This window comes from Tabrizicola aquatica (genome assembly GCF_002900975.1).
GTDB lineage: Bacteria > Pseudomonadota > Alphaproteobacteria > Rhodobacterales > Rhodobacteraceae > Tabrizicola > Tabrizicola aquatica.
Genome location: NZ_PJON01000001.1, coordinates 1,044,163 through 1,064,739 on the forward strand (window position 1 = coordinate 1,044,163; position 20,577 = coordinate 1,064,739).

At 62.6% G+C, this 20,577-nt stretch carries 13 protein-coding genes and 3 pseudogenes; 8 read left to right on the forward strand and 8 right to left on the reverse strand.

Annotated features, from left to right (window positions below; translation table 11 throughout):
- The first annotated feature begins 1 nt into the window (after position 1).
- From CXR42_RS05110 to CXR42_RS05135, 6 genes are all read left to right on the forward strand, one after another.
- Positions 2-406: a DUF2160 domain-containing protein gene (locus CXR42_RS05110; protein WP_180995968.1), complete on the forward strand. Its 405-nt coding sequence runs from the start codon at positions 2-4 to the stop codon at positions 404-406.
- A gap of 81 nt (positions 407-487) precedes the next feature.
- A complete protein-coding gene (locus tag CXR42_RS05115; protein ID WP_103256381.1) occupies positions 488-2,215 on the forward strand; it encodes an ABC transporter substrate-binding protein in 1,728 nt (575 codons plus the stop codon).
- A gap of 126 nt (positions 2,216-2,341) precedes the next feature.
- On the forward strand, positions 2,342-3,826 hold the full coding sequence (gene glpK / locus CXR42_RS05120; RefSeq protein WP_103256382.1) for a glycerol kinase GlpK: 1,485 nt from the start codon (positions 2,342-2,344) through the stop codon (positions 3,824-3,826).
- A complete protein-coding gene (locus CXR42_RS05125) occupies positions 3,823-4,962 on the forward strand; it encodes an iron-containing alcohol dehydrogenase (protein WP_103256383.1) in 1,140 nt (379 codons plus the stop codon). The genes glpK and CXR42_RS05125 overlap by 4 nt, the downstream gene beginning before the upstream one ends.
- Positions 4,949-5,800: a carbohydrate ABC transporter permease gene (locus CXR42_RS05130; protein ID WP_103256384.1), complete on the forward strand. Its 852-nt coding sequence runs from the start codon at positions 4,949-4,951 to the stop codon at positions 5,798-5,800. Before CXR42_RS05125 ends, CXR42_RS05130 begins: the two co-directional genes overlap by 14 nt.
- Complete coding sequence (locus tag CXR42_RS05135; protein WP_103256385.1) at positions 5,797-6,576, forward strand: carbohydrate ABC transporter permease; 780 nt, start codon at positions 5,797-5,799, stop codon at positions 6,574-6,576. Before CXR42_RS05130 ends, CXR42_RS05135 begins: the two co-directional genes overlap by 4 nt.
- A gap of 30 nt (positions 6,577-6,606) precedes the next feature.
- On the opposite strand, the gene CXR42_RS05140 is transcribed toward CXR42_RS05135, so the two are convergent.
- From CXR42_RS05140 to CXR42_RS05170, 7 genes and pseudogenes are all read right to left on the reverse strand, one after another.
- The gene (locus tag CXR42_RS05140) at positions 6,607-7,014 is read right to left on the reverse strand and encodes an OsmC family protein (RefSeq protein WP_103256386.1); all 408 of its coding nucleotides are present in this window, start codon (positions 7,012-7,014) and stop codon (positions 6,607-6,609) included.
- Positions 7,011-7,238, reverse strand: a complete 228-nt coding sequence (locus CXR42_RS05145) for a thioredoxin family protein (protein WP_103256387.1) — start codon at positions 7,236-7,238, stop codon at positions 7,011-7,013. The genes CXR42_RS05140 and CXR42_RS05145 overlap by 4 nt, the downstream gene beginning before the upstream one ends.
- 14 nt (positions 7,239-7,252) lie before the next feature.
- Positions 7,253-8,251 carry a permease gene (locus CXR42_RS05150; RefSeq protein ID WP_103256388.1) on the reverse strand — a complete coding sequence of 333 codons (999 nt, stop codon included), beginning with the start codon at positions 8,249-8,251 and terminating at the stop codon, positions 7,253-7,255.
- Positions 8,252-8,837: 586 nt separating this feature from the next.
- Positions 8,838-10,142: an HlyD family type I secretion periplasmic adaptor subunit gene (locus CXR42_RS05155; RefSeq protein ID WP_103256389.1), complete on the reverse strand. Its 1,305-nt coding sequence runs from the start codon at positions 10,140-10,142 to the stop codon at positions 8,838-8,840.
- Positions 10,139-11,875, reverse strand: a complete 1,737-nt coding sequence (locus CXR42_RS05160; protein ID WP_281256708.1) for a type I secretion system permease/ATPase — start codon at positions 11,873-11,875, stop codon at positions 10,139-10,141. The genes CXR42_RS05155 and CXR42_RS05160 overlap by 4 nt, the downstream gene beginning before the upstream one ends.
- Positions 11,876-11,892: 17 nt before the next feature.
- Positions 11,893-14,634 (reverse strand): calcium-binding protein, encoded by a 2,742-nt coding sequence (locus CXR42_RS05165; protein ID WP_103256390.1) that lies wholly within the window; start codon positions 14,632-14,634, stop codon positions 11,893-11,895.
- Positions 14,635-15,438: 804 nt separating this feature from the next.
- Positions 15,439-15,825: pseudogene (locus CXR42_RS05170) on the reverse strand (integrase core domain-containing protein); the annotation flags it as partial.
- A gap of 511 nt (positions 15,826-16,336) precedes the next feature.
- Between CXR42_RS05170 and CXR42_RS05175 the strand changes: the two are divergent.
- Positions 16,337-16,548: pseudogene (locus tag CXR42_RS05175) on the forward strand (IS5/IS1182 family transposase); the annotation flags it as partial.
- 412 nt (positions 16,549-16,960) lie between these two features.
- Positions 16,961-18,169: pseudogene (locus CXR42_RS05180) on the forward strand (IS5 family transposase); the annotation flags it as partial.
- Between the two features lie 1,355 nt (positions 18,170-19,524).
- On the opposite strand, the gene CXR42_RS05190 reads toward CXR42_RS05180, so the two are convergent.
- Positions 19,525-20,574, reverse strand: coding sequence for an ABC transporter ATP-binding protein (locus CXR42_RS05190; protein ID WP_103256393.1), 1,050 nt, complete (start codon positions 20,572-20,574; stop codon positions 19,525-19,527).
- Positions 20,575-20,577 lie beyond the last annotated feature (3 nt).

The following is a 20,577-nucleotide window of genomic DNA, read 5'->3' on the forward strand; positions in this document are numbered from 1 at the left end:
CATGACCGCGTCCCGCTGGACCACCATCTATGTGCTCACCTTTGGAACCATGGCCGCGATCCTGGCCGCGCTGATCTATGCCACCCCGCGAAGCGAGGACGGCATCGACTGGTTTGCCCCGATGATCCCCGGCGGCTGGATGGCCTGGACCTTCCCGGTGGCGCTGTTCTTCTACTGCATCGCCTGCCTGTTGATCCTGTTCACGCTGCTCGCAATCCGCTTTCCCGAAACGCCGCGCACTGGCATCCTGCGGATCGAGACGACGCGCGGCGACCGGCTGTTCATCACGCTTCTCGGCTCGGCCTTCATCCATCTGGCCTGGCTGTTCTTCGCCGGCCCCGACCTGCTTTGGGGCGCGACCATCCTTTGCCTCGTCTATGCCGCAGCGGTCTTTCGCTGGGTCTGACGCCGGGCAAGGCACGACCCGGGCAGAGGCGACCTGCCCGGCAATAAATCGAAACGTCTCAACATTCTGGGAGGAACACGCATGAGACTTCGTTCAACCGCAACCGCCATGGCACTGGCCCTGATGGCCATGCAGGCCCCGGCCTGGGCCGACATCGAGGCGGCGAAAGCCTTCCTTGATGCGGAAATCGGCGAACTGTCGACGCTGGACCGCGCCGCGCAGGAAGCCGAGATGCAGTGGTTCATCGACGCCGCCAAGCCCTATGCGGGCATGGAGATCAAGGTCGTCTCGGAAACCATCACCACCCACGAATACGAAGCCAAGGTGCTGGCCCCGGCGTTCGAGGCGATCACCGGGATCAAGGTCACCCATGACCTGATCGGCGAAGGCGACGTGGTGGAAAAGCTGCAGACGCAGATGCAGTCGGGCGAAAACATCTATGACGCCTACATCAACGACTCTGACCTGATCGGCACCCACTGGCGCTATCAGCAGGCCCGCAACCTGACCGACTGGATGGCCGGCGACGGCGCGGCCGTGACCAACCCGAACCTCGACATGAACGACTTCATCGGGCTGAAGTTCACCACCGGCCCGGATGGCAAGGTCTACCAGCTGCCCGACCAGCAGTTCGCCAACCTCTACTGGTTCCGCTACGACTGGTTCAACGACCAGAAGACCAAGGACGACTTCAAGGCCAAGTATGGCTATGACCTGGGCGTCCCGCTGAACTGGTCCGCCTACGAGGACATCGCCGAGTTCTTCACCGGCCGCGACATGTCCTATGCCGGCGGCCCGGCTTCCGGCGTCTATGGCAACATGGACTACGGCAAGAAGGACCCCTCGCTTGGCTGGCGCTACACCGACGCGTGGATGTCGATGGCCGGCATGGGCGACGTGGGTGAGCCGAACGGCCTGCCGGTCGACGAATGGGGCATCCGCGTCAACGAGAACTCGCAGCCCGTCGGTTCTTGCGTGGCGCGCGGTGGCGCGACCAACGACGCGGCGGCGGTCTATGCCGTGACCAAGGCGATCGAGTGGCTGCAGAAGTACACGCCCCCGGAAGCCCAGGGCATGACCTTCGGCGAAGCGGGCCCGGTTCCGGCGCAGGGCAACATCGCCCAGCAGATGTTCTGGTACACCGCCTTCACCGCCGACATGGTCAAGGAAGGTCTGCCCGTGATGAACGAGGACGGCACGCCCAAGTGGCGCATGGCCCCCTCGCCGCACGGCGCCTACTGGCAGGACGGCATGAAGGTCGGCTACCAGGACGCCGGTTCCTGGACGCTGATGGAATCGACCCCGGTCGACCGTGCCCAGGCGGCCTGGCTTTATGCCCAGTTCGTCACCTCCAAGACCGTGGACGTGAAGAAAAGCCACGTCGGCCTGACCTTCATCCGCGAGTCGACGATCCAGCACGAATCCTTCACCGAACGCGCCCCCAAGCTGGGCGGTCTGGTCGAGTTCTACCGCTCGCCCGCCCGTGTCCAGTGGTCGCCGACGGGGACCAACGTGCCGGACTATCCGAAGCTGGCACAGCTGTGGTGGCAGAACATCGGCGACGCCATGTCAGGGGCCAAAACCCCGCAGGAGGCGCTTGATGCCCTGTGCGAAGAGCAGGAAAAGGTGCTGGAGCGTCTGGAGCGCGCCGGCGTCCAGGGCGACATCGGTCCGAAGCTGAACGAGCCGCAGGACCCGCAAGTCTGGCTGGACGAGCCGGGCGCCCCGGTCGGCAAGCTGGAAAACGAAAAGCCCCAGGGCGAGACGATTTCCTATGACGAGCTGATCAAGTCCTGGCAGCAGGGCTGATCCCTTCGGGCGGGCGTCCACCGGGCGCCCGCCCCCCTCTTTCTTGCAAAGGCACTGACCCGCTTGCGCTCCTCGCTGTGCCGGGACCAGTTTCTTTGCCAGACAGACGAAAGCACCGGACCGGCCATGACCCATATCCTTGCCATCGACCAGGGCACCACCTCGTCACGCGCGATCCTGTTCGACGCAGGCCTCCGGGTGAAGGCCGTCGCGCAGGAAGAGTTTCCGCAGCACTACCCCGCCTCGGGCTGGGTGGAGCATGACCCCTCGGACCTGTGGTCCACGGTCGCCGGCACCGCCCGCGCGGCCATCGAAAAGGCCGGGATCGCCGCCACCGACATCGCCGCCATCGGCATCACCAACCAGCGCGAGACCACGCTGATCTGGGACCGCGCGACCGGCGAACCGATCCACCGCGCCATCGTCTGGCAGGACCGCCGCACCGCCGACACCTGCACCGCACTGAAACAGGCGGGGCACGAGCCGATGCTGACCGCCCGAACCGGGTTGCTGCTCGACCCCTATTTCTCGGGCACCAAGATCAAGTGGCTTCTGGACAACGTCCCCGGCGCGCGGGATCGGGCCAAGCGGGGGGAGCTTGCCTTCGGCACGGTTGACACGTTCCTGATCTGGAAGCTGACCGGCGGCCGCACCCATGCTACCGATGCCACCAACGCCGCCCGCACCCTGGTCTACAACATCGCCAAGGGCGAATGGGATACCGAGATCTGCGCGCTGCTCGACATTCCCCTCTCCCTTCTGCCCGAGGTGCGCGACTGCGCCGCCTTCTACGGCACCACCCGCGCCGATCTTTTTGGGCGCGAGATTCCGATCCTGGGCGTCGCAGGCGACCAGCAGGCCGCGACCGTGGGCCAGGCCTGTTTCAGCCCCGGCATGATGAAATCGACCTACGGCACCGGCTGCTTTGCGCTTTTGAACACCGGGACGGACATGGTCCCCTCGACGAACCGCCTGCTCACCACCATCGCCTACCGGCTGGACGGCAAGACCACCTACGCGCTGGAAGGCTCGATCTTCATCGCGGGCGCGGTGGTCCAGTGGCTGCGCGACGGCCTCAAGATCATCCGCGAGGCGAAGGAGACGCAGCCCCTGGCCGATGCCGCCGACCCCGCGCAGGACGTGGTGCTGGTCCCCGCCTTCACCGGCCTTGGCGCACCCTATTGGCGGCCGGACTGCCGGGGCGCGGTCTATGGGCTGACCCGGAATTCCGGCCCGGCGGAACTGGCCAAGGCGGCGCTGGAAAGCGTGGGCTACCAGACCCGCGACCTTTTGGAGGCGATGCGCTCGGACTGGGGGGCGGGGGCGGACGGCATCCTGCGCGTCGATGGCGGGATGACGGCCAGCGACTGGGCTATGCAGTTCCTGTCCGACATCCTGGGCGCGCCGGTGGACCGCCCCGTGGTGACCGAGACGACGGCCCTTGGCGCGGCCTATCTGGCCGGCCTCAAGGCCGGGATCTGCCCCGCCCCGGCCGAGTTCCAGAAATCCTGGGCGTTGGAGCGGCGCTTTACCCCGGCCATGGACGCCGCCACCCGCGACGCGAAATACGCCCGCTGGGGCCGCGCCGTCGCCGCGACGATGAGCGTATGACCCCCTTCGCCATCGCCGCCCCCGGCCGCATCCTGTTTGGCCGGGGCGAGGCCGCGCGCGCGCCGGGCCTGATCCGCGCCTTTGGCCCGCGCGGGCTGGTGGTGCATGGCGCAAAGCCGGCCCGCGCCCGCTGGCTGATCGAGGCGCTGGAGGAGGCCGGGGCCATCACCCTTGCCCTGCCCTGCCCGGGCGAGCCGGACCTGCCAATGCTGGTTGCGTCGCAGGAGGCTGCCCGTCCCTTCCGCCCCGACTGGGTTGCCGCCATCGGCGGCGGCGCCGCGCTGGACCTGGGCAAGGCTTTGGCCGCGCTGATCCCGGCCCCCGGCGGCCCGATGGACCATCTGGAGGTTGTGGGCCGCGCCCTGCCCCTCTCCGCCCCGCCCTTGCCCTTCATCGCGCTGCCCACCACAGCCGGCACCGGGGCCGAGGCGACGAAGAACGCGGTCATCGGCCTGCCTGACCACGGCCGCAAGGTCAGCCTGCGCGATGACCGGATGCTGGCGCGACTGGCCATCGTGGACCCGGCCCTGACCGATGGAACTCCCCGCGCGACCACCCTGGCCTCGGGCCTTGACGCGGTGACCCAGGTGATCGAGCCCTTCGTCAGCCGCAAGGCAACCCCCTTCACCGACGCCATCGCCGCCCCTGCGATCCCGCAGGGACTGGCGGCGCTGGCCCGGCTGATGCAGGCCGAGGACCCGCAGGCCCGCGACGCGCTGGCCTGGGTCAGCCTGTCGGGCGGGCTGGCTCTGGCCAACTCCGGCCTTGGCGCGGTGCATGGGCTGGCCGGCGTGATCGGCGGTCTTTCCCCCGCGCCGCATGGGGCGGTTTGCGGCGCGCTCCTGTCCCCGATCCTGCGGCTGAACCGGGCGGTGGCCACGGGCGAGACTGCCGCGCGGCTGGACCTTGTGCTGGACCATATCGCCGCGACCCTGGGCGGTACCCGCGACACGGCGACCGCAACGCTGGCAGGCTGGGCCAAGGCTGCCGGCCTGCCCGGCCTTGTCGCACAAGGCGTGGACCCTGTGCTGTTCCCCAGGATCGCTTCGGCGGCGCTGACCTCGTCCTCGATGCAGGGCAACCCGGTCGCGCTGAGCGAGGGGCAGCTTCTGGACGCGCTCCATGCCGCCGCATGACAACCGGGCCTGGCTGCTTCTACTTCCGGCGCTGGCGCTCCTCGCTGTCGTCGGCCTCCTGCCGCTTTTGGCCGTCGTAAACTACGGCTTCCACGACATCTTCTCGCTGGCCGACATCCACTGGGTGGGGGTGGAGTGGTTCGCCGATATCCTGGGATCGGACCGCTTCCTTGCCTCACTGGGCCGCAGCCTTCTGTTCGCGGGGCTGGTGCTGGCAATCCAGATCCCGCTGGGACTGGTCATCGCACGCTTCCTGATCACCTGCGGCCGGGGTGCGGTCTGGGGCTTGATGCTGTGCGCGATCCCGCTGGTCGTGCCGTGGAACATGATCCCGATGCTGTGGCTGGGGCTGATCGACAAGGACACCGGCCTCCTGGGCCCCGCCGTCCTGGCGACCGGCTTCGACTACAAGGCGACGGCGGTCCATACCTGGGCGCTTCTGCTGGCCGTCGACACCTGGCACTGGATCGGCCTCGTCGTGGTCCTGGCCTATGCCGGCCTCTCCGCCATCCCGCCCGCCTACCGGCAGGCCGCCGCCATCGACGGCGCTTCCCGCTGGGCCATCTTCCGCCATATCGAACTGCCGCGCATCACCCGCGCGCTGGGGATCGTCCTCCTCTTGCGCTTTGTCGACAGCTTCATGATCTATACCGAGGCTTTCGCGATCAACGCGGGCGGCCCGCATGATGCGACCCGCTTCCTGTCGATCGAGTTGGGGGAAGAGATCAAGGGCTTTTCCTATGGCCAGGCCGCCGCCCGCGCGACGCTGTATTTCCTGATCGTGCTGGCCGCCGTCTGGGCCTTCGTCGTTGCCATGCGCCGCGAGCCCAGCGCATGACCCGCATCCTTGGCTTCCTGGCGCTGGCCGTTTTCATCCTTCTGCCCCTGACCCAGGCGGTGATCCTCAGTTTCACCGTCACCCTGCCCAAACCGGGGGCCGAACCGGGCGAGATCGCGCTGGCCAACTACCTCGCGGTCCTTGCCGACCCCGAGTTGCGCGCAGCCATCGGCAATTCGATCACCTATGTGCTGGTCAATGTGGCGCTGTGCCTGGCCGTCGGACTGCCGGCCGCCTATGCACTGGCGCGCTACAGTTTCATCGGCGACCGGCATTTCCTGCTTCTGATCCTGGTCTTTCGCGTCACACCGCCGGTCGTCCTGTCGCTGCCGATCTTCATCCTGTTTTCGCACCTTGGGCTGGTGAACTCGCCGCTTGGGATCGCGCTGGTGCATTGCCTGTTCAACCTGCCGGTCACGATCTGGATTCTGGAAAGCTTCATCCGCTCGGTCCCGCGCGAGTATGACGAGACGGTGTTCCTGGACGGCTGGTCCTTCCCGGCCTTCTTCTTCCGCTTCCTGATCCCGCAGATCGCGCCGGGGCTGGGGGTCGCGGCCTTCTTCTGCTTCATCTTCAGCTGGGTCGAGGTGGTGTTTGCCCGCATCCTGACCGTGACCGCCGGCAAGCCGATCACCATGGCGATCAATGCGATGTTCGGCTTTCAGACCGACATCGGCCCGGTGATGGCGATGACCTGCCTCTCGCTGGTGCCGGGGATCGCGATGATCTGGATCTTCCGCAACCACCTGGCGCGCGGTTTCATCCTGCGCAGCTGACCACGAGGGCCCTGGCCCGACTGGCGCATGTCAGCCGCCCGCGCGGCGCAGCGTGCCCTCCAGCGGCACGGCAGCAGCCAGCGTGTTCGAGATCGTCCCGTATTTCAGGATGTTGCGGTGCAGAAGGTCCAGCCGCTGGTCGGTCTCGGGGCTGTCCACAAGGATCTCATAGCGGATCAGCGTCAGCTTGGGCGGCGCGTCCTGGCGCAGCGCCTCCAGCCGGACCTCGGCGCCCGAAAGCTGGAAGTGCAGCATGGGTATGACCCGCTCGATCCCCTTCAGCATGCAGGCGGCCAGGGCCGACAGCAGCAACTCGACCGGGTTCATCGCATCCTGCCGCCCGGCCAGTTCGGTGTCCAGCACCACCTCGGCCGCCTTGGCGCGGGCCAAGCTGCCGTGCGCATCAATGCGGCGCGCCGCGACGCGGTACTCCGTCACAGCAGCTTTCCGATCTCGTCCGCCGTCAGCACCCGGCCCGAAGAGACCAGCCGTTCGTCCACCACCAGGCCCGGCGTGGACATGACACCATAACGTGCGATCTCGGCAAAATCCGTGACCTTGACGATCTCGGCCATCTTGCCCGCCGCGGCGGCCGCTGCCTTGGCATTTTCGCCCAGGGCGATGCATTTCTTGCAGCCAGATCCAAGGATCTTGATGATCATGGCATGGTCCTTTCCTAGCTGAACCAGTGGGAAATCGCGTTGAAGATCAGCCCGATCGACAGGATGCCAGCCGTGACCACCGCCGTAAAGGTCGCCAGCAGCGGCATCCCGACCACCCGCTTCAGCATGATGAGCGAGGGCAGCGACAGCGCCGTCACAGCCATCATGAAGGCCAGGACCGTGCCAAGGCCAACCCCCTTTCCCACCAGCGCCTCGGCGATGGGCAGGGTGCCGAAGATGTCGGCGTACATCGGGATGCCGACCAGCACCGCCACCGGCACCGACCACCACTTGTCCTGCCCGAGCAGCGCCGAGATGAGATCGCCCGGCACCCAGTTGTGGATCGCCGCACCCAGGCCCACGCCGATCAGCACATAAGGCCAGACGCGGTGGATGATCTCGGCCACCTGGTCCCTGGCATAGGCCAGACGCTCTCCGCGGGTCAGCGTGACGGCCGTGCCGGTCACCGGAACGCTGCGGACAAAGGCGGCCACCTGCCCCTCCATCCCCAGCCGTCCGATCAGCGTGCCGCCCAGGATCGCGACGACCAGACCGACCGCCACATAGGCCAGCGCGATTGGCCAGCTGAAGATCGAGGCCAGCAGGATCACCGAGGCCAGGTCGACCAGCGGCGACGAGATCAGGAACGAGAAGGTAACCGCCAGCGGCAACCCAGCGGCAGTAAAGCCGATGAACAGCGGGATCGAAGAGCAGGAACAGAACGGCGTCAACGTGCCCAGAAGGGCTGCCAGCGTGTTGGCGCCCAGCCCGGTGCGGCCGCCCAGGATCGCCCGCGTGCGCTCCGGCGGGAAATGGCTTTGCACCCAGGAAATCGCGAAGATCAGCACCGACAAAAGGATGAAGATCTTGATCACGTCATAGACGAAGAACTGCACCGACCCGCCCAGCCGCGAGGCAGGATCCAGCCCGATGGCCACCACGCCCTGCCCCACCAGGTCGTTCAGCCAGGTCATCCGCAGCAACTGATCGTTCGCCCAGGCAAACACGCTCATGCTGCGGGCCCGCCCTTGGTCGCCTCAGTGGCGGGAGTGGCGCGGGTCCGCCCAGTCGCACGACGGGCGGGTGCTACATCGGCAGGCAAGGTGGCGATGGCCATCGGCGCGGTCCTCTTCCCCTCCGCATCTGCCATGCAACGATGCGCGCCGCATTGATCCACGTCATCGGCAACTGCCCCTCGCGCCCAAGACCATCGCGGCGAACCCACGGTCGATCTGCGAGCGAACATATCGCCGATCTGGGTTCAGGCCCGGGCACGGATGGCACGCGGAAGGGCGAAAGGGGCTGGGTCTCCAAGCAACATCAAAAGGCACGGCCGCGCGGTCAGGACCGCTCTGCCCAGTCCCAGTCTTGTCATCCGGCCGCGATCAGCCGCGCAACAGCATACCCGTCCGCTGGCAGGTGGAAGGCCAGTTCAAGCCACGACCGCGCGGGCCATCCGACCGCAGACAAACGCAGACGCACCGCGAAAGCCCGGACAGCGATGCCTGCACCTCTGAGCGGATTCAGCTTTCAAAGCTGGCGGAGGAAACGGGACCGGAATCCAACCTTCTCCACTTCGTAACAAGTTGAAAACTTAGTTTAAGTTTCCCGAAACGCATTCCGGAAGTAATCCGTGAAAGGCTTCAGCAGATAGGACAGCGGTGTGCGGTCTGCCGTGCGTATGAATGCGTCCACCGGCATGCCGGGAACGATGTCTACCTCAGCCAGTTGCTGCAAGGCAGCCGCGTCTAAAGCGATCTCGGTTCTGAAGTAAGTAAGGCCAGTCCGCTCATCGGACAGAGCATCCGCAGAAACCAGCGTCACCTTTCCGATCACCTCCGGCGTCGTGCGAGTGGGCAGTGACGAGAACACAAGCCGGACATCCTGTCCGGGGCGGACTTCATCGACATGGGTAACCGGCACGCGGGCCGCGACTAGGAGCGGCCGGTCCTGTGGCACGATGTACATCAGCGTATCAGCGGGGAGGATAACCGATTGTAGCGTCGTGACCTGCAGCCCAAGGACCAGACCGGAAGCGGGCGCTCTGACCTCGAGCCTGGCGATACGCTTAGCAAGGGCGCTTTGGCGCTCAAGAAGCTCCAACTGTCGCGCAACCACATCCCGGAGCTCGGCTTCCGCCTTTTCGCGTTGCTGAGTGATCAGGGCGGTGATCTCGATCTCAATTTCGGTGACGCGGCCGGCGGCTTCTGCACGGGCTGAGATCAACTCGCCCATCCGGCCTTTGAGTTGCGCAAGCTCGCGCTCCAGCACTGAAACCCGTGTGGCTTGGGTCAATCCCTTCGACAGGAGATCGCGCTGTGTGATGAGTTCTTCCTCCAGAAGCTGGGTCTGCATCTCGATTGCCCCCTGCTGCGCTGCGAGGCCTTCGATCTGGCTGCCGATCTGCAGGATCCGCGTCTGCCTTTGGTCCTGCGCCTGCGCCAGAACCTCGGCCTGCTTCGCAAACAGGCTCGTTTGACCCGCCAGAATCTCGGAAACATCTGGGCGAGTGATGGCCGCAGCTTTCAGATCTTCCGGGTATACAACTGCATCGGCTTCATCGCTCTGCGCTTCGAGCCGCGCCCGCCGTGCCCCAAGCTCAAGAAGCTGGTTTTCGATGATCAAGATCTCGGACTTGATCGCGCTGCCATCCAGGCGCAGCAGGACATCGCCAGCCTCAACGTTCGCACCTTCGACAACAAGGATTTCCTGAACAACACCGCCATCGGGGTGCTGCACAACTTGACGGTTTTGTGAGACCTCGATCTGGCCGGGAGCGATAATCGCACCAGCAAGGGTCGTCATGACCGACCACGCACCCAGACCTCCCACGAGAAGTGCAACCGTAAGAAAGCCCCAGAAAAGCGGCCGTGAGGCTGACCAATTTCCCTCGGGAATGCTCATGGCGCATTTCCCGGGGCGACTGGTTTCAGGATCTCGGTATGATTCTTCACCTGATCCCGCAGCACCTGATCGCGGGGTCCAAAGGCCTTGCGCATACCATCTTCCAGGACCAGAAGCAGGTCACACTCTTGAATCGCCGCGGGCCGATGCGCCATGATCAGGACCGACTTTCCCTCGGCCTTCATCGTCCGAATGGCAGCGTTCACTGCCATGGATCCGGCGTTGTCGAGATTCGAGTTCGGCTCGTCCAGAATCAGCAGAACCGGATCACCGTAAAGCGCCCGGGCTAGGCCGATCCGCTGCATCTGGCCTCCTGAGAGACGACCACCTGCTGCCGAAACACGGGTGTCATAGCCCTGCGGCAGCCGGACGATCATGTCGTGTGCGTCCGCCTTTCGCGCAGCCTCAACAATACTGGCGCTATCTGGTTGAACGTCGAGCCGCGCGATATTCTCTGCAATCGTACCGTCGAAGAGCGTGATCCGCTGCGGCAAGTAGCCGACATGGCGCCCAAGCACGTCAGGATCGTACTGCTCCAATGCCGCCCCATCCAGGCGGATCTTACCGCCGAGCGGACGCCAGACGCCCGTCAGGGCCCTTGCAAGTGTCGACTTGCCGGCACCGGAGGGACCAATCACGCCGAGGGCTTTTCCGGGCTCGAGTCGAAAGCTCACGGCACGTAGGAGTGCGATCTGCTCTCCGGGCGGTCCGACGCTCAAGCCCTCCACCTCTATAAGAGATTTGGGCCGCGGGAGGGCGGTCCGCGGCAACTGTTGGGGGCTGTGCGTCAAGAGCTCTGCGAGGCGATGCCAAGCTTCATTTGCCTTCTGAGCCACCGCCCATTGTCCTACCGCCATTTCGATGGGAGCGAGAGCACGCCCCATAAGGATCGATGCTGCAATCATTGCGCCGGCCGAGAGTTCGCCCTGCAGAACAAGCCAAGCGCCAAGACCAAGCATCGCAGACTGCAGAAACAGCCGAAACGTCTTGGTCAGAGACCGGAAGCCACCGGCAAGACCAGCCACCGCTATACCTTTCCGCAGCGCGTTTCGCCGGGCAGTTTGCCAGCGGTCGTAGCCCGCTCCAGACATGCCCAAGGCCTGCAGCGTCTCGGCTTCGGCTTTCAGCTGGTCGGCCATGCGCTCGGACTGGACCGCGGCAGAACCGACCTCCCTTTGCGGGGCTTTGGACATCACCTGGTTGAGTACGGTCACTATGACCAGAACAGCCCCACCGGCGATGGAGAGCCAGCCAAGCATCGAGTGGAAAATGAAGATGGCCGCCAAGAAGAATGGCGTCCAGGGCAGGTCCATCAGCGCCAAAAGGACAGGCGAGCCGAGAAAAGCGCGGATCGCTTCAAGATCCCGTTGCGCCGTCATCGCTGCAGGGTCGTTGGGGACGACGGCTGATCGTCGCATCGCCGCCTCAAACACCCGGCGATCCAATCGTTCCTGAAACCTCGCCCCCACAATCGCCATTACCTTGCCTCGGGCATACTCCAGGACGCCCATGGCCAGGAAGAGGACAATGACCAGCCCGGAAAGCGCAACCAAGGTTGCCTCTGAGCCGCTGCCCAGCACCCGGTCATAAACCTGCAACATGTACAGCGGACCCGTCAGCATCAGCGCGTTCACAATTGCACTGAAGAGGACCGTCGCAAGGATCAGACCGGCGGACTCACGTCGCGCCGATCTGAGTTCCCTCACCCCCTGGATGGCGCTAGTTCGCTTCAAGACCCCTCACCCCCAAGTCACACAAAGAGGAAATCGCCGGCCGAAAGTTGGTTCGCGTCGGTGAGCCCAGTAAGGGCAATCGTTATGTCCGCCGTACCATCTCCGTTGGTGTCGACCAGAACCTGGTTGCCGACAACTCGCGCCTCGGAATTGTCCGAACCGCCCGTAAAGGCACCGGTTCCCAGATAGCTGAAGGTCCCAATCCCAAGCCCCTCGAATCGTAGGATGTCGCCCTTTTCCACGCCACCATTCAACTCGTTGAAATCGGTAATGATATCGACGCCACTCGTCGTGCTGTTGAAGACGAAGTGATCCGCACCCAAGCCGCCCATCAAGGTGTCGGCGCCCGCACCCCCAGTGAGCGTATCGTCGCCCAACCCACCGATCATAAGGTCATTCCCGATGTCACCGGAGATAAGGTCATTGCCCTGACCTCCGAGCATATGGTCATCATCCGCCCCCCCAGACATCGTGTCGTTCCCGCTACCACCGTCGAGGAAATCGAATCCGTCTCCGCCCGATAGCAGATCCCCTCCATTGCCGCCAAAGATGCGATCTCCCTCGAAACCGCCATCGAGAAAGTCGTCACCTTCTTGGCCCAGCAGAACATCAATACCCGCACCGCCGAACAGTGTGTCGTTCCCAGAGCCACCTTCGAGGACATCGAACTCTAGTCCACCAAAGATTAGATCGTTGCCATCCTCGCCCCGAATAAGATCGCTTCCATCCCCCCCGGCCAGGGTATCCGCCCCGGATCCCCCCCAAAGAAAATCGTCCCCTTCCCCTCCATCGATAGTGTCATTGCCTTCATCGCCACTGAGAGTATCGCTGCCTGCCATGCCTGTGAGGGTGTCGTTCCCAGCGCCTCCAGAAATGGAGTTTCGTCCAGAATCTCCTCGAAGAGCATCATTCCCACTTCCGGAAATCACTCCCTCAACTCCAGACACAAACCCACCAGCCACAGCACTCGGTGCTTCTTGCGCAAATTCGAGGTCGAGTGTTATATCGACATTGACATCAACCAAAGAAACTATATCGAAATCGGCCCCACCAAAGACTGTGTCGCTTCCCCCGTCAGCAAATAGAAGATCATTGCCAGCACCGCCGTAGAGCAAATCGTCTCCTGTACCGCCAACGAGAACATCGTTGCCATCGCCCCCGTAGAGCTCATCGTTCCCTGCCTCGCCTTCTAACCTGTCTTCTCCAGTCTGACCGCTCAACCGATCATGGTTGTCGCCGCCTGAAATGGTGTCGTCGTATTCACTCCCCGACAACGTATCCGCCTGATTGTAACCTTCGATGAAAGATCCGGTCGCATTCCTGGCAACAACTATCATGACAGTTTCATTGGCAGAGAATTGCAAGATCTGTGCTTGCGTGGTCGTCCGCAGGTCAATTGTCGTGACTGTGACGTCAGGTCTTCCGTCCGCACCTTGTTCGACGGAATAGATTGACACATGGTGCGCATTCGCGGGGAGCGTTGACAAGCTTAGCGTGTCAGTTCTGCTCGACCCGCTTTTGTTCGATAGAAAATAGATGAACTTCTGCTCGGAGCCGAACACAACACTGTGGAGTCCTGCCAAGCTCTGCGACTGCATCACAATGCGTTGACCAGGTAGCTGGGCCGCCATCATGTCGAAAGCAAGGCCGCCAAAAGTCAAGCCACCATACGGATCGTCCTTTAGACCAGTGTTGTAGATCATCTTCGTGTTATTGTTTTGCTGCACCGCCCAGACATTCGCCAGATCAATTCCGGCCCCGAGCATCTCCTCTACCAGGAGGACCATTGTATCGAACTGCTTCAGTCCGACTTCGTTCTGATTTCTGGAAGACACATTCCATTCGGTCACAAATCTTTTGACATCGATCTGAAATCCCGGCGTATTTCGTGCGAGAAGATCCCAGATTTGAAACGGCTGATAGATCCAGCCGCTAATCATCTCGTCTGCTCCATGCAGATACCGATGCATCAGCGTACCATCGATAGCAGCTCGGGCGATTGGACTCGTTATTTGCCGAAATATGACTTCGGTCGCTGATATATCGGGACCGGTTCCCTCGTCAGGAATGCCAAGTTCGGCGCGCGAAAACCATTCAGCGCTTCCGCCTGGACCAACCTGAATGACAATATCCGGGTCAACGCCGTTCGCCTCATCCTGCGTTAGGTTGTATTCGCCAACCGCCTCTTCGATCGCCTCCGCAAGAAAGTTGGCGACGCGGCCATACTCAATTGGTGACATTCGGAAGCCGAACGCAGCACTGTTGTCAACCCACCACTCGTTTCCAAGTTCAAATGCAGCGATGCTTGTCCCAAGCCTCTCCGCCTCAGACAGAGCAAATTTGACAAACTCTTTAACTATTGATTTCTGGCTGATGTCGATTATGTGATTACCAGAACTATCCAGCTCTGCACTCAGTAGCCGATAGGTCGGCATCACGATCGTAACGCTCGCTCCTATCGAGGCGGCGTACTCAAGAAAATCGGTGAGTGGGATTGTACCCTTCTTGCCCTGATCGTAGGCGCCTTCTGCATTGGGATTCGCTATATCAAAAAGGACCTCGCTGATAGTCCCGCCAGGATAGCGCAGAGTACTCAGTCCTGTCTCTTTTGCGAACTCTTGATATGCAGCTGAGATATCCGATGTTTGTTGTGCTCCATCCCTGTTGAACAGGAAGTTGGCACCGAATAGCTCTTCGGTTGCTTTATCAGAAATATACTGTATTCGTGGTGTAAGCGTCAGTAGGTTTAAGTTTGCCATATTCCGTCTCTTACGCCTAGGTCGTCACATCCAGATGATGGCAGATCGATGCATAACAACTAGTTAATCTCTCAAGTTCGTTTGTATTGAAGACTGGGGTGCTTCCTTCTTCGGGCCCCATTTGCGGCTCAAAGTTGACTTATTTGGCCAAGATCAGAAGCCTTGAGCGAATGCAGGATGGGTTCTTGGTGCTCTGACGCCAGATGTTCATCCATTTGACACCAGCACCGGTGTGATGCGCTTACCCGCCTTCCGGGAGGCAACAATACACGACGAGCAGAATGCCTCTGTTCAGCGGGGCCTATCGCCCACTGCAGCGCGTTGGGCTGCGATGACTGTCAGGCACTCCCGAGGCCTGATGACATTGACGAATCTGGAGACCATAGTTGCGAGGGTCGGACGGCAGCCGCCCTTGGCTATCATCGCCTCGATGGCCCGGCAGCATGCCTGGTGTAGGAGACAGTGGAGGTGCGCGTCGCGTGGGCCCTTGCCTCGCGCAACAGTCGCCGTGCATCCTTTTGCCACGTTCGCATTGTCATCCGTCTCCCTTCCCTCATGTCGTAGAGGAAAACACAAGGCGGTTAAATCTTGGTTAAGTGGTCAATCCCGACGCCGCCAGTACCGCCGGGAAGGGCCGAGCCGCTTGTTTGCACAAGGCTCGCGACGGAGGATATCTGTTGATGTATCTTTCGGTGTGCTGTGACCCCCGACCTCCATCGAGCTGAAACCATATCGGACGCGCGACAGCTATCCGCTTGGGCGGAGGGAGCAATGGGCGGCGCTGCAATCCGCCACCTATGTGCCGATCACTCTGCGGGCGTGGTCTTGTCCGAAGAACAACGTCTCGTTCAAAAGTTCGTGGCGCATCTTCGAATTGAAGGCTCCCCAGATGCCGTTCTGCGTCGGCTTCCGCGGCGCGATAAAGTGCCACGGCACGCCTGTCTCATCGCTCCAGGCCGGCACCGCGCTCGAGTTGAACTTGGTGCCAGGCTCGCTGCCGATCAAGCCAGCCTTGCCGCGCCGGGCGATCAGCACCGTCAACTTCCGCGCGACGTGGCATCCTGACAGGGATGTGTCGGCCACCGCCGTCAGGCACTCCTTTGTGACGTCATTGTTCAAGTTGAATATCCGGAACCGCCGGCCCTGGGCGAAATGGTCGTGGACGAAGTCGACCGACCAGCGAGCGTCCGGAGCGGCCACTGTCAGCAGTGCGCCCATGTGCCCGCCACCTTCCTCCGCCCACGCAACTTGCGCACCAACAGCCTTCTTCGCGGTAGAACCGCTGGATCTTATTGCGGTTCATGAGTTGGCCCTCCCGCCGCAGCAGAACATGCAGCTGCGGGTAAACCGAACTTTCTTACATAAGCGCCCGCAGGCGCTCGAGCAGTTCGTGATCGTTAGGACGTCGGCTGCAATACCGGATCGAGGTCCAGTTCACGCCGGTCACGCTACACGCCCACCTCTCACACATCTCGTGGCGCTCCACGAGCATCGCGACGGCTTCGCGCCTGATAGCTGGCGTCACCACTTGGCGAGAGAAGATCCGTCAGCGCGGCCTGGTCGAGCAGCGACTGCGTCGGGTCAAGACCCATTGATTTGCGTGAGGTGTCCTTAGCAGTCTTTTCTGGCCTACAGACTCGCAGATGGCCCGGATTCGGCCGTTCTTCCCAAAGAGCCATAGCGTTGCGCGGGTCGATGACCGAAAGACAAGGGGATAGAGTGATGCAGCGTAAGTCGGAAGTCGCACGGCAAGCCCTTCCAGCACGGCAAACGCCACTACAAATGCCGCAACAGGATCGAGATCATGTTCGGGCGACTCAAGGACTGGCGGGGGTTGCCACCTGCTAGGACCGCTGCCGCAAGGTCTTCCTCTCCGCCATGGCTCTCGCCGAAACCGTCATATTCTGGCTGTGAAACAAGAACGAGTCCTGACCCTCGAGCCTCTTGCGAGGTACGAGATGTCCCTAACCGATTATTAACAAATTCGGACCACATTGTTCTTATCGATGGGGAGGCCTTTGTGAAGAAAAGTTCCGATCTCGAGTGGATCAACTGTGTTCTGCAGGACATCGTTTCCTTCCTAATCACAAATGATATGGCCGGAAGCGCCGAGGTCGTGGCAGTGGCCGCAGAAAGCATTCGGCATGATTTGGAAAAACGCGGACACTCCGTTCGTGAATGCAGGTTGACGGAGAAAGTCTCAGACCCGGGCAATATCGTGTCGTTTGCGGTCAGGTCACGCCTTCGCACCTGAAGCCGGTCCCATGCTTTTGCACTCACGGAAATGCGAGAGTAAGGACTAGCAGGCTGCTGAAGAAGTTGGGCCTTGGCCCGATATGAAGAAGATGATTCAACCTCGGCAGGCTTTTGCGGGGCCTGTGTCCGCGGGGCGGACGAGACGAGCGGGTCCCTGTTCAGCTATGTTGATCTGGCGGAGCGCATCCCGTTGCGGCATCCGTTGCGGAAGATCCGGCAGGTGGTCAACGGTGCACTGTGGATCCTCGATGCCGAGTTCCAGGCGCTCTACATCGACTACGGTCGCCCCTCGATCCCGCCAGAGCGGCTGATCCGGGCGAGGCTGATCCAGACCCGATTCTCGGTCTGCTCCGAGCGGCAACTGATGGAGCAGATGTAGTACAACCTGCTGTTCCGGTAGTTTGTCAGGCTGGGGGGCGACGATCCCGTCTGGGTCCCCATGGTCTCTAGCAAGAACCGCGACCGGCTGCTCACGACCGACATGTCGCGCAAGGTGATGACGGCGATCCTGGCCCATCGCCCGGTGCCGCCGCTTCTCTCGGCTGACCGCTTCTCGGTGGACGGCAGGCTGGTGAAGGCCTCGGCGTCGATCAAGAGCTTCCAGCCAAAGGCCGGAGACACGCCACACGATGACGATCCGGGCGACCCGCCCGGACCCGACCCCCGCGCCGAAGACCACCCCGAACCGACCCCAGCAGAGACCGCCTCGATGCCCCGCCCCGACCGCCAGTCCCTCAATGCCGAAGTCGACTTCCGGGGCGAGAAGCGGTCGAATGGACCCATGCCTCGACGACCGATCGCGACGCGCGGCTCTACAAGAAGTTGCCCGGCACCGGCGCCATGCTGTTCTTCATCGGGCATGCGCTGATGGAGAACCGGAGCCGGCTGATCGTGCAGGCCGATCTCACCCGGGCCGCGGCCGCGCCGAGCGCCGGGCGGCGCTGGAGATGATCCATGCCCATTCTCCAGGATCGACCCGCTAATTGACGCTGGGCGCGGACCGGGGCTACGACAGCGCCGACCTTGTCCGCGATCTCCGGCAGGCCTGCGTCACGCCGCATGTGGCGCGGAATTTCCGGTGTTCCGCGATCGACGGTCTTACGATCCGTCACGCGAGCTATGCCCTATCCCAAAAGCACAAAAAGCGGATCGAGGAGCCTGTCGGCTAGGGCAAACCGTCGGTAGCCTCGCCCAGACCGTCTACCGCGGCCTCGAACGGGTCGGCGCCCGCTTCGTCCTGACCATGGCCGCCAACAACCTCATCCGGTTGCCCCGGCTGCGTGGGGCGCGACCAATAGCGGGTGACCGTCTCACGACACCCGCGACACAGACCGCAATGCACGGCCACCCCAACGCCCCACAATCGGGAAACCGTTCCGCCTTGCCGACTTCTTCAGCGGTCCGTTAAGTCAGGCGGAAATCTGCCCAGGCAGCAGGGAGTAGCTCAACGGCACGTTGCTCTGCGACCTTTATCGCACCACTGTGGACCATGGATCGAAGCATGGACTGATACACCCAACAGTCTAGGTGACCGACGAGCACATCATCATGCAAAGGTGCCAAACGGTTGGGCTTAGCCTCCAGAAGGCGTACGGTATGGGCCTCAGCCTCGGCAACGATGCTTTCCGTTATCAGACTGCGGACAGGCAAGTTAAGGTGCTTCATAATTGCTCTCGATTGCTCCGTGGGGCAATCAAGATCAGGAACTGGTTAAGAAACTCCTACTGGGCCTAACTTAGTGTTCCTGAGCTTCGGAGCTCTTTCAATGCACCAGGACATCGTGTCGCATCCGCCAGCATGTTCAGGTAAGTCGCGCTCGCATTCTTTGGCAAGCTCTAACAGAGCTTTACAGGCCTCAGGAAATCCAGCAAATCGCGCGGCGCTGGCAGCTGCAAGGGCGCGCACTCTCAGTCCATTCTCCAACAACGCAAACCCCATTATTGCCTCACTCCGGACAAAGCTAGTCCGCGAATCTTAACATTGGGTTAATCACCCTCTTTTTTGGGGACAATCAACTTACAGGTAACCTCCCTGCCGCTGGCCACCACCCGTGCGGTCGCGCGCTGGAGGGCCAAATGCTGATGATCTTGGCTGCCGCTACACAACATATTGACCCGCCCAAACTTGCAGCGCTAACACAACCCCGGGGCAGCTACAGGAAAGCCACTCCACCTTGAGTTTAGACTATTGCTTTGGGGAGCCGCAATTGCCCAGCCATCGCAAGCTTCCGGCCTGGACCTTGGCTTGTCGATGCTGACGCGGTGGCTCGGGCAGGAACGGGATGCCAGGGAGCCGAGTGAGGTCCAGGATGATCTGCATGCCGAGTTGAAGCCATTGCGGCGAGAGAATGCGGTTCTGAAGCAAGAGCGCGAATTCCTAAAAAAGGCCGCGGCCTTCTTCGCGGCAGAGAGAAGTCGATGACCTTCGGCTTCATCGAAGCGGAGAAGGCCATCAAAAGCCCCCGATGGACCTTGGCGTGGTCAGCGCTGCGCTGGATGTGTTCCTTGGCCTGCGTCCGCAGCATGTCCCGCCCCTCGCCCCCGCCAGCCTGACGGTGCTGCGGCTGAACGGCGATGCGGCGTAGCTAGAGCTTTACAACTTCCGTCCCGGTCCCCCCGAACTCGGCGCGCCGGATTAGGCCGGCACCAGCCGCACATCCCCTGGCGCGAAGGCAAGCTGCACGCTGTCGCCTTGCCGGAACGGCAGGGGCTGCGGCGGGGCGATGGCGAAGATCGGGCCGACTGCCGTGCTCAGCGTGTACTGCACGGAATTACCCAGCCAGGCGGCGTAGGTCACCTCGGCCGGAAGGCGCTCCGGCCCCGGCTCGCGGGACAGGCGGATGTGATGCGGCCGCAGGACCATCTTGGACGGGCCGGTCGCGGTGCTTGCCAGCGGAAGGGTTAGGCGGCGTCCTTGCAATGCAATTTCCGTCTCGGCGCCCGACTTGGTGACCTCGACGTCGATCAGGTTTGCGTCCCCGATGAAATCCGCGATAAAGGCGTTTTCTGGCCGATCGTACAGGTCGTGCGGGGTGCCTTCCTGCGCGATCTCGGCATTCTTCATCACGATGATCCGGTCGCTGACCGCCATCGCCTCTTCCTGGTCATGCGTGACATAAACCGCCGTCAGGCCAAGGCGCTGCTGGATCTGGCGGATTTCCTCACGCACATGGCGGCGCAGCTTCGCGTCAAGGTTTGAGAGGGGCTCGTCCAGCAGCAGCACCTCCGGCTCCAGCACGATGGCGCGGGCCACCGCCACGCGCTGCTGCTGCCCGCCCGAAAGCTCCGACGGCAGCCGCGCGCCGAAATCTTTCAGCCCTACCGTCTCCAGCCCCGCCTCGGCGCGAGCCTTCACTTCGGCCTTGGGCATCCCCTTGACGGACAGGCCGTAGCCAACGTTCTCCAGCACCGTCATGTGCGGGAAAAGCGCGTAGGACTGGAACACCATCGAGACCTTGCGATATGTCGCCGACAGATGCGTCACATCCTGCCCACCGATCAGGATACGGCCTTCGCTGGCGCTCTCCAGCCCGGCAATCAGTCGCAGCGTCGTGGTCTTGCCGCAGCCCGACGGTCCCAGAAGCGTGACCAGCGTGCCGGGGGTGATGTCCAGCGACAAGGGCTTCAGCGCCACAACCTCGCCGAACTTTTTCGTAACGTTTTCGAACCGGACGGAACCTTTCATGGC